The sequence below is a fragment of the Clostridium sp. AM49-4BH genome, assembly GCF_003478335.1.
In the GTDB taxonomy this organism is placed as follows: domain Bacteria; phylum Bacillota; class Clostridia; order Lachnospirales; family Lachnospiraceae; genus Butyribacter.
On the sequence record NZ_QUFB01000035.1, the window covers coordinates 22,288 to 31,744 of the forward strand.

At 41.5% G+C, this 9,457-nt stretch carries 9 protein-coding genes; all 9 read left to right on the forward strand.

The window, feature by feature from the left end; all coding sequences use genetic code 11:
* The first annotated feature begins 374 nt into the window (after positions 1 to 374).
* The 9 genes from DW981_RS10245 to DW981_RS10285 all read left to right on the forward strand — a co-directional run bounded on the left by DW981_RS10245 (position 375) and on the right by DW981_RS10285 (position 9,263).
* Positions 375 to 1,157 carry an AAA family ATPase gene (locus DW981_RS10245; protein ID WP_118507652.1) on the forward strand — a complete coding sequence of 261 codons (783 nt, stop codon included), beginning with the start codon at positions 375 to 377 and terminating at the stop codon, positions 1,155 to 1,157.
* Positions 1,150 to 2,052 (forward strand): ParB/RepB/Spo0J family partition protein, encoded by a 903-nt coding sequence (locus tag DW981_RS10250; RefSeq protein ID WP_118507653.1) that lies wholly within the window; start codon positions 1,150 to 1,152, stop codon positions 2,050 to 2,052. Before DW981_RS10245 ends, DW981_RS10250 begins: the two co-directional genes overlap by 8 nt.
* Positions 2,045 to 2,446 (forward strand): single-stranded DNA-binding protein, encoded by a 402-nt coding sequence (locus DW981_RS10255; protein WP_118507654.1) that lies wholly within the window; start codon positions 2,045 to 2,047, stop codon positions 2,444 to 2,446. Before DW981_RS10250 ends, DW981_RS10255 begins: the two co-directional genes overlap by 8 nt.
* An 8-nt stretch (positions 2,447 to 2,454) precedes the next feature.
* A complete protein-coding gene (locus DW981_RS10260; protein ID WP_118507655.1) occupies positions 2,455 to 3,036 on the forward strand; it encodes a hypothetical protein in 582 nt (193 codons plus the stop codon).
* Between the two features lie 80 nt (positions 3,037 to 3,116).
* Positions 3,117 to 3,494, forward strand: coding sequence for a DUF6017 domain-containing protein (locus tag DW981_RS10265; RefSeq protein ID WP_118507656.1), 378 nt, complete (start codon positions 3,117 to 3,119; stop codon positions 3,492 to 3,494).
* Positions 3,487 to 3,777 carry a hypothetical protein gene (locus DW981_RS10270; protein WP_118507657.1) on the forward strand — a complete coding sequence of 97 codons (291 nt, stop codon included), beginning with the start codon at positions 3,487 to 3,489 and terminating at the stop codon, positions 3,775 to 3,777. The genes DW981_RS10265 and DW981_RS10270 overlap by 8 nt, the downstream gene beginning before the upstream one ends.
* Positions 3,778 to 3,846: 69 nt before the next feature.
* Entirely contained in the window at positions 3,847 to 4,317 is a 471-nt protein-coding gene (locus tag DW981_RS10275; RefSeq protein WP_118507658.1) for a hypothetical protein, read from the forward strand.
* A 61-nt stretch (positions 4,318 to 4,378) separates the two neighbouring features.
* Positions 4,379 to 4,867 (forward strand): CAP domain-containing protein, encoded by a 489-nt coding sequence (locus DW981_RS10280; RefSeq protein WP_118507659.1) that lies wholly within the window; start codon positions 4,379 to 4,381, stop codon positions 4,865 to 4,867.
* A gap of 205 nt (positions 4,868 to 5,072) precedes the next feature.
* Positions 5,073 to 9,263: a SpaA isopeptide-forming pilin-related protein gene (locus DW981_RS10285; protein ID WP_182434223.1), complete on the forward strand. Its 4,191-nt coding sequence runs from the start codon at positions 5,073 to 5,075 to the stop codon at positions 9,261 to 9,263.
* Positions 9,264 to 9,457 lie beyond the last annotated feature (194 nt).

Here is a 9,457-nt window from a genome sequence, read left to right on the forward strand (position 1 = left end):
GGGCACAATGAAACACCATCTAACTAAAATTACACCTTTTTTACACCTTTTGATTAGTTTGAAGCTAAGCTCTAGTATGATTTAAATAATTTTTTAAAACACATCAATAAACGATGTGTTTTTTTATTCCGCTTTTTAGAAATGGAGGTAAGTTTGATGTTAAAAATCAGGTTACAGGGTAACAAAAAAGAGCTGAGAAGAATGATGAAGTTGTTAAAAAAAAATCCGAGGTACCAGATTAACTACACTTCGAATTTTATGCAGTGTGATAATAACAAATTTTATCGCTTATATTTGACAATGTATTTATGTCAAAAAGAAAAACATCAAGAAACTAAGAAATAATAATTTATAGAATACGGAGGGTCAGAATTATGTGTAAAGTAATTGCTATATGCAATCAGAAAGGTGGCGTATCCAAGACCACTACAACCGCAAATCTTGGGGTTGGCTTAGTAAGAGCAGGAAAGGAAGTGCTTGTGATTGATGCAGATCCACAGGGAAATCTGTCACAGAGTCTCGGAATTGAAAATCCGGATGAACTGGAAGTTGCACTTCCGAGTATCATGGAGCAGATCATCATGGACAAGGAGGTGGATGTAACGAAAGGAATCATCCATCATAAAGAGGGACTTGACCTTATGCCATGTAACATTGATCTGTCAGGAGTGGATGTTTCGCTTGTAAATGCCATGAGTAGAGAGTTTGTCTTGAAAGTATATGTGGAAAGCATGAGAGAGTTCTATGATTACATTCTCATTGACTGTATGCCAAGTTTAGGAATGATAACAGTAAATTCGCTAACAGCATCGGACAGTGTTTTGATTCCGGTGCAGGCAGCTTATTTGCCGGTAAAGGGACTGGAGCAGTTGATCAAAACGATTTGCCGTGTGAAAAAACACTTGAATCCGGAAATCAAATTTGAAGGGATTTTAATCTCCATGTTGAACGCAAGAACGAACTATGCAAAGGATATTATGGAGTTGATCAGGGAGTATTATGGGGATGCAATTCCTATCTTTGAAAGTAAAATACCGTTTTCTGTGAAAGCTGCTGAGACATCGGCTGCGGGAGTGAGCATCTTTACATTGGATAAGAAGCATCCGGTGGCGCAGGCTTACGAGAAATTGACAGAGGAGGTAATCGCTCATGAGTAGAACAAAGGCATTAGAAAATGTAAAATTGACGAGTTTTGATGACCTCTTTGGTGGAAATAAAATGGAAAAGACTGCGGAAGCAGGTGATGTGAAAGAGATACCGCTTTCAGAACTGCATGAATTTCATAATCATCCGTTTCAGATTCGTTCGGATGAGGAATTAGCAGAAATGATTGAGAGCGTCAGAGAGCATGGGGTGTTGGTGCCGGGAATTGTCCGGAAACATAAAGAAGGCGGTTATGAAATCATTGCCGGACATACAAGAAAGCATGTGTGCGAGTTGCTTGGATTTGAGACAATGCCGGTATTTGTAAAAGAGATGGATGATGATGAAGCCAGTCTGGTTATGGTGGATTCTAACATTCAGAGAGAAAACATCCGACCGAGTGAAAAGGCAAAGGCATATAAGATCAAATATGATGCCATGAAGAATCAGGGAAAAGCTGGGAACAGTCTGAAGATGATGTCGGAGGAAAGTGGCGAGAATTATAAACTGATTCAGAGATATATATGGCTTGCAAGACTGAATGATGATCTTCTGGCGTTGGTAGATAATAAACAGCTTGGAATGGTTCAAGGGGTCAGCTTATCGGTTCTTCCGGAGAAAGAGCAGGAAGCGGTGTATGATGCTATTTGCAGGCACAAAATGAAATTGTCGACAGTACAGGCAAATACCATAAAGCAATTGAGTGTAGATGGAAAGTTTAATGAGCAGATCTTGGAACGCTATCTGACTTCTGCTCAGAAGCAGAAGAGAAAAAAGGAAATTACTCTGAAAAATGAACGACTGTCAGAGTATTTTGAGGAAGAAACCACAGAAGAGGAAATGATGAATATCATTTTTGAATTGTTGGAAACATGGAAACGAAAGAAAGGAAGTGCGCAGAATGAATAAGATTATTTTACTTGGAAATATGACGAGAAATCCCAAAACTACGAGAAAGACAGCAGAGGATGGAAGGGAAGTTGTCATTACTAAATTTGACCTTGCTGTAAACCGGCGGGCAAAGCGTGATGGAGAAGCCGATGCCGATTTCTTTCACTGCACTTCCTTTGGAAGGCAGGCGGAATTTGTCGAGAGATACTTTCACAGCGGCTCCCGTGTATTAGTCATTGGACGGGTGCAGAATAACAACTATACGACCAAAGAGGGAAGCAAGGTCTATGGTTTCAGTATCATTACAGAAGAGGTTGAATTTGCACAGAAGAAAAGTGCGGAGAAACTGGCAAATAAAGACAGTGATTTTTCATCCGTTTCGGATGAGGAGCAACCGGTCAATGGCAGGTAGGTGATAACATGGCAGAAGGTTTCTTCCGAAGTAAAAAAGGATTTACAGTCGTTCAAAATGAGATTACCAGAGACACGAACATTTCTTTGAAAGCAAAGGGACTATATCTTGTCATACAGGCATATATCTCCATGCCGGATAAGAAATGGACAAAAGAAGATTTCCGAAATCTGACCAAAGAAGGGAAAAAGGCATTTGATAGTGCGTGGAAAGAATTAAAAGATTTTGGATACTTGAAGGTTCACTTTATGCCGGATAATGGTGTATGGCGGGCTGAGTATGAGTTGTTAGATGAACCGGATCTCGGACCACATACACTATATCATAGCTGCGATGGAACGGTTTCCAGTAACAATCTGACAAGAGCAGAAAAGAAGCGGCAGGCGGATTTATCTGAAGAAGAGAATGAACAGGGTTCGACTGAAAATATCAGCGATCCGGTTGCAGAAAAAGAAGAAAATCACCGTTACCCCCCTTTTGGTACTAACGGTAAAGATGACCGTTACCCCCCTTACGGTAGTACGCTAACGGTAATAACGGTTACGGTAGCAACGCAAATGGGGGTAACAATAATAAAGACTATAATATAAATCCTGATATAAAGACTAATATATTTAATCCTAATCATAATCAATATCAGGATCAGAAGGTGATGCGTGAGGACTATTCGATGGAGTTTATAGAGCAGCATTATGAACTGGAACCAAAGTATGTTTCTGCTGTGCAGGATAATTCGATCAACACGGTCAAGGATGTGCTTTATGATATTTTGAATACCCATAAACCGGTGCTGCGGGTAATGGGAGAGGACAAACCGGCTGCGGTTGTGAAATCACGGCTTTTGAAACTGAACCGATGTGATATTGATTATGCGATCGACCAATATCAAAAACAGGTGACGAAGGTACATAACCATAAGGCATATATGCTAACGGTACTTTACCAGGCAAAATCGCAGGGTGAGTTGGATATCAGTAACCGTGTGATGTATGATTTTTATGGAGCAGGAAGTAAAGCCGGTGATACAGGAGGTGGTGGCAGTGGATAATAAGGACAAGTCTGCCAGAATTCCGGTACTACTCCGGCTGGATAATCCGAAGCACAGACTGGTCTATAACATTCTTGAAAGTACAGACAACAAAAGTGCTTATATCCGGGAAGCGGTGATCTATTATTATAGGCATAAAGGCATATCTCCGGAGAAAGATGATGTTATGGATCACATCCGGTTGGTGGTACAGGAATGCAATCAACAACTTTTAGCCGAACTCGACAAGAGGATCGGAAGTAAAGATTTGATTGACTATGACAAACTGAAAAATATATTTTAATCGACAGAAAAATACAGTATAATTTACATTGTTGGGAATGACCAGCGTACAGCAAGGAGCGTGAACGATATGAGAAAAATGATGAAAACAGGCATGGTATTTTTTATGGCGATGATGGTGCTTATGACGCAGCCTGTTACGGCAGATGCAAAAGCAAAAGTGCTGAATAAAAAGATGACCATCGACTTAAACAAGGATTCGGCAGGAATCCGCTTTGCGCCGACAAAGCTGAAGAACTATTCCAAAGTGAAAGTCCGTGTGAAAAACAAAAAGGTGCTGAAGGCAAAGGCAAAAGGCAGAAAGTATATTTACCTGAAGGGCAAAGCCGGCGGAAGAACTACCGTGACAATCCGATTGTATAAAGGGCACAAAAAGGTGCGGGTGTACCGTTACAGCATCAAGGTGATCGGAAAAGGACAGGATGGTTATAAGGCACAGGCAAAGGAAACATTTGTAATCCAGAACAAGTACCGGGCAGAGAAAGGTGTAAAGGCACTGACGTGGTCGGATAAGTTATATCGCTTTGCCCTGTACCGCTAAAACACAGTGGATATGATGGACACAAAAATCTTCAACGGGATATGCAGGACTATTTGGAGATATGTTGGTAAGCAATAACATATCTTTGGGAGAAAATATGGCAAGTGGACAGACAAGTGCTAAAGAAGTAATGCTTTCGTGGAAGCATAGTCCGGGGCATTACCGGAATCTGTTGAATAAAGACTATCAATGTGGTGCGATTGCCCGCTACAAGGATACCTGGTGTGCGGTCTTTTACGATGGATCTCCAGAAAACATTTCCAAACGAAAACAGGACAGCTCAGACATAGTTGTTACCATTAAGCGTCAGGATAAAGCAAGCGGACAGTATATTGATGGTGCTACCATCGGTTATTATGAGGAAAACGACCGATGGAACACAAGCAAACGAATTACGGTAGGGGAGTCTGGAAGGCAGATTGTCTTGGAACTTGGTAAAACCTATGTGTTTTATGAAAAGACATCACCGGATGGATATGATAAAGCGGAAAAGGTAACTATAACAGTAACGAAAGATATGCCAAGGGAGATCATTCTTTCAGGCAATTAAAATTTCATATAGTAACTGATAACGAAGCAGGAAATGTATGTAAGAAAGTCAATACATTTCCTGCTTTTTTGATTGGAGGAAAAAAGATGCCATTTCTCATCCGCCCACCACCGGATAGGGCAGAAAAAGTCCGGATAACAGATCAGTCTGCATCCTGACGCAGTGGATGCGGAAAAAAGAAATATGCGTAGAAATGAGGTTTATCATGAAATCAAAAGTAAAGAAGAGATGTAAGCAGATGCTGACAGGCTTGTTGGCATTATCTATGCTGTGCGGATTACTGCCACAAAATACGGTAAGCGTCAGTGCAGCAACGACGGCAAAAACAAAGGTATCTTCTTATGGAAGATTAGGAAATGTCGATGTCGGTTCAAAGACGAAAACGGGAACATGGTGGAAAATCAATGTTGGCAGTAAGACTGCATTTTGTCTCAGTCTTGGCAAAACTTGTCATACTGGAAATACTTATCAGGTGACGGATACTCATACCTGGAATCAAAATACCGGTGGAGAAAAACATGGTTACTATGCAAAGATTATCCGTTTTTATGTTAATGACTGTAATCGGGCAAAGAAGGGCTTTGTTCTTGGTCAGGCGCTTATTTGGGCGGTATCAGAGGGAAATACTTCTGAAGCAAATCTGAAAAATGTGATCAAACAGGTAAAAGCAAATACCGGGTATTTTCCGAATAAGACTGTAGCAGATCTTTATAAACAGATCTTTCAGCCAACAGGAGCATGGGAAGCACAGGCAACCATGTGGGAAAAGACCGGAGCAACAAAAGGCTATCAGAAATTGATCACAGTTGATGCAGATATTTTACAGAATCCAAATTACAAAACGATAACAGATCATACCTATTACCGTCAGAGAATTACATTGCATAAGCAGGACGAAGATGGGAAAGGACTAGGCGGCATTAAGTTTACTTTATCAGCAGACAATCTGGATGACTTATATTCCTTTGGAAAGTATGATCGCAGTGGAGAGAGTGCTAATTCTGCGGATGAAGATGATAATACGGAGTTTGAAGTAAGCGGACTCACAACAGATGGTGGGACCGTTGCCTGGAGAATGACTTATCGTCTGGAAGCAGATGAGATGGCTTATTATACGGATAATACTTTAGCGTCGATGAATGCAGACCAAAAAAAAGCTGCCAAGAAAGCTCTGGAAGATGACGGATACAAGCAGGGGGTTCACTTCGGAAAGAACATGACAAAAGCAGAGGCTGAGGATCTGATCAGAAAAGATCTGAATTCGCAGATAAAAGATATTTCCAACTCTTATACCTTGACAGAGGACAGTGTTGGAAACAATAAGAACATTTTCTTAGATCCGGCAATGGTCAAAGGGGTAAAGATTACCCTGAAAGAAGCAAATAGCTGGCAGAAAAACAGTAATGGAGACTGGCCGGACAAGTTGGTGGAACATCCAACGCAGTACAGCAAGGCGTATATGACAACGATCACCAATAAGTATAAAAAGGCAACGATCGTAGTGGCGAAGAAGTCTGGCGGTTCTGCAGACGGTTCGGCTCATGGAGATGCAACACTGGATGGTGCGGTATTCCAGTTGTATTCCGATAAGGCATGCACACAGAAAGCAAAGGTATTTGATGCTGCAGGCAATGCAAAAACCGCAGATGTCTATCGAATTAGTGGAGGAAAATTAACAACCGATTATCTCAGAAGCGGTAATACCTATTACCTGAAAGAAATACAAGCCCCGACAGGCTTTTTACTTAGTGATGAAGTCAAAGAATTAAAGATTGATGCTTTCGCTAAAACAGATGAATTTACACCGATTCTGTTTCAGACTAATTTCGCAGATATACCGATCAAAGGAAAGATTGCTGTGAAAAAGAAGTCTTATGATCCGACGAAGAAAGAGTATTACCCGGAGAATAACACAACTTTTCAGGTGTATTTGAAGTCGAAGGGCAGTTATGATAATTGCGCCGATGATGAGAGAGCAACGATCAAAACAAATGCAGACGGCTATGCTGTAACCGGCGATCTGGTCTATGGAACTTATGTAGTGCATCAGGTGGATTCCGGAGATGTGGATGCCTATTATGTCGATGACTTTGAAGCAAGGGTAACAGAAAATGGAAAGGTATATGAGTTTGAAAAGGTCAATGAGTTATTCAAGGCGTATTTTAAGATCATCAAGAAAGACAAGAACACGGAGAAAACAGTACTGAAGCCGGGAACCAGTTATCAGATCTATCAGGTAGTAGATGGAAAGGAAGAACTGGTAACACAGGAATACATGGAAGATGGCGAGAAAAAGACAGCAGACACCTTTATCTGTGATGAATCCGGTGAAGTGGTAACTGTAGATTCCCTTCGTTCCGGAACTTATCATATTTATGAAGTGGCTGCTGCAGATGGTATGCACATCAACCATCAGTATGTGGAGGTTGTGGTAAACAGCAAGGCGGACAATTATGAAAGTTACATTGATGAAGATGGATATCATCATGTAACGATCACGCTGGAGTATCTGAACGAGGAAACAAAAGGACAATTGAATCTCTTAAAAACCGGCGAGGTATTAAAAGGCTGGGATAAGGAGAAACAGGAGTTTATTTTTGAGGATGTAAAACTGGATGGTGTGGAATTTACCCTTTATGCGGATGGAGATATTGTGACACAGGACGGACAGAGTACCGATAATGTCCGTGACACATGGTTCAAAGATGGTGATAAGGTGGCTGTTCTTACAACCGGAAAAGGTGTGGAATTTACATCGGAATGCGGTGGCATTACCGGTTATACAATGGATGAAGACGGAACCATTCATGTGTCGCTGCCATTAGGAAAATATAAGCTGAAAGAGACAAAGACACCATACGGATATGTGTATCCGGATACCAAAGAGTGGTCTCTGGAATTTAAGTGGCAGGATGGGGAGGACGAATATGTCCTTAACAGTACCGATGCAACCGATGACAAGGGACTGCTCCATATCAAAAACGAATTCGCCGGCACGAAGCTGGAACTGATTAAGCAGGATGCAAAGACGAAGGAATCCATTGAAGGAGCACAGTTTGGTTTGTATTCCAAGCACGATATTTACAATTATGCCGGGGAAAAGATCGTAGATGCGGGAACACAGCTTGCGACCTTAACTACAGGTGCGGATGGAAGTGTTGTATCAGATAAGAAACTGCCGCTTATGAGTGAGCTTTATACAAAGTCTGCTTCTGCAGAAACAGCCGGAAGTGAAGCTGCGGCAACAAGCACTCCGGCGGCAACAGGACTGCCATTTGTACCATCACAGCCGAAAGTGACACCGGGGTTAGATCTGAGTGCGATAGCTTCTCCGATGCCAACAAACGATGCTGCTGGTCTGAAGTTAAATTCCGGAGACTATTATCTGCAGGAGCTGTCTGTGTCCGACAGCTACTATATGGATACAACGCCGATCAATATTCATCTGGAGTATCAGGATGCAGAGACAAAGACGATCACAGCAAAAGCAGAAAAAGAAAACACACAGACAACCAATGTGGTCAGTAAGGTTGATGTGACAGGCTCGAAAGAGGTTGATGGCTGTAAACTGGAGATTACGGATGCATCCGGCAAGAAAGTTATCAGTTGGACATCAGGGGATAAGGATTCAGTCAAAGTATATGTAACAGAGAAGGACGGTTACCAGAATTTTAAGTATTCGTTCGATGAGAAGGGAAATCTTCTTGTAGGAGGACTGTTCCACGATAAAGAGTATACATTGACAGAAACAAGACCTGCAGACGGATATGTTACTGCAGATGCGATCACCTATCAGATAAAGTCTGTGATGGCATCTTCTGCAGCAGTAGATCCAACAGATACAGTAGCAAGCGGAAGTGCAGTTACGGTAAATCCGGCCAGCGGAAGTGCAGTATCCGGCGAAACAGGTATTTCTTATACATCTGTAGTTACCGTGAAACAGAAAGACGGAACTTTTGCTGATCATACTGATGATAAGATCATTATGGTGGATGAGCAGACACATATCCAGCTTTTGAAACTGGACAAGGAGACAGGACAGGCTCTTGGCGGTGCAAAGTTTGTTGTAACAGATTCCAAAGGAAATAAAGTGATGAAATTTGTTACAAAAGATGATGCTTACGACATCACCGGAAAACTGGTCGTAGGAGAGACTTACACCTTTACAGAGGTTTCCGCTCCATCTGGTTATCAGTTAGCGAAGCCGGTACAGTTGACAATCAAAGACACTGGAAAGGTGCAGACAGTGACTGTTAAAGATGCACCGATTCCGGAAGTGCCGGATACACCACAGACAGGTGGAAACATGCCAATACTTCCGATTGCAGCAGGATTGTTTATGGTAATTGGTGCAGCGGTGATGATCTGGAAGAGACGAACAGTGGCAAAGAAATAAGATTTTTGTAGAAGTATCTGAATATATTTGATATAATTTTATAGGGAGCAATTAGGTTTGCTCCCATATATTAAATAAATATCAATTTTGTTAGGAGATGTAGTATGTTACAATCAATTGGTTTTGAAAATTATAAATGTTTTGAAAGGGCTAAAGTGGATATTGCTCCATTAACTATTTTGTGCGGAGTTAAT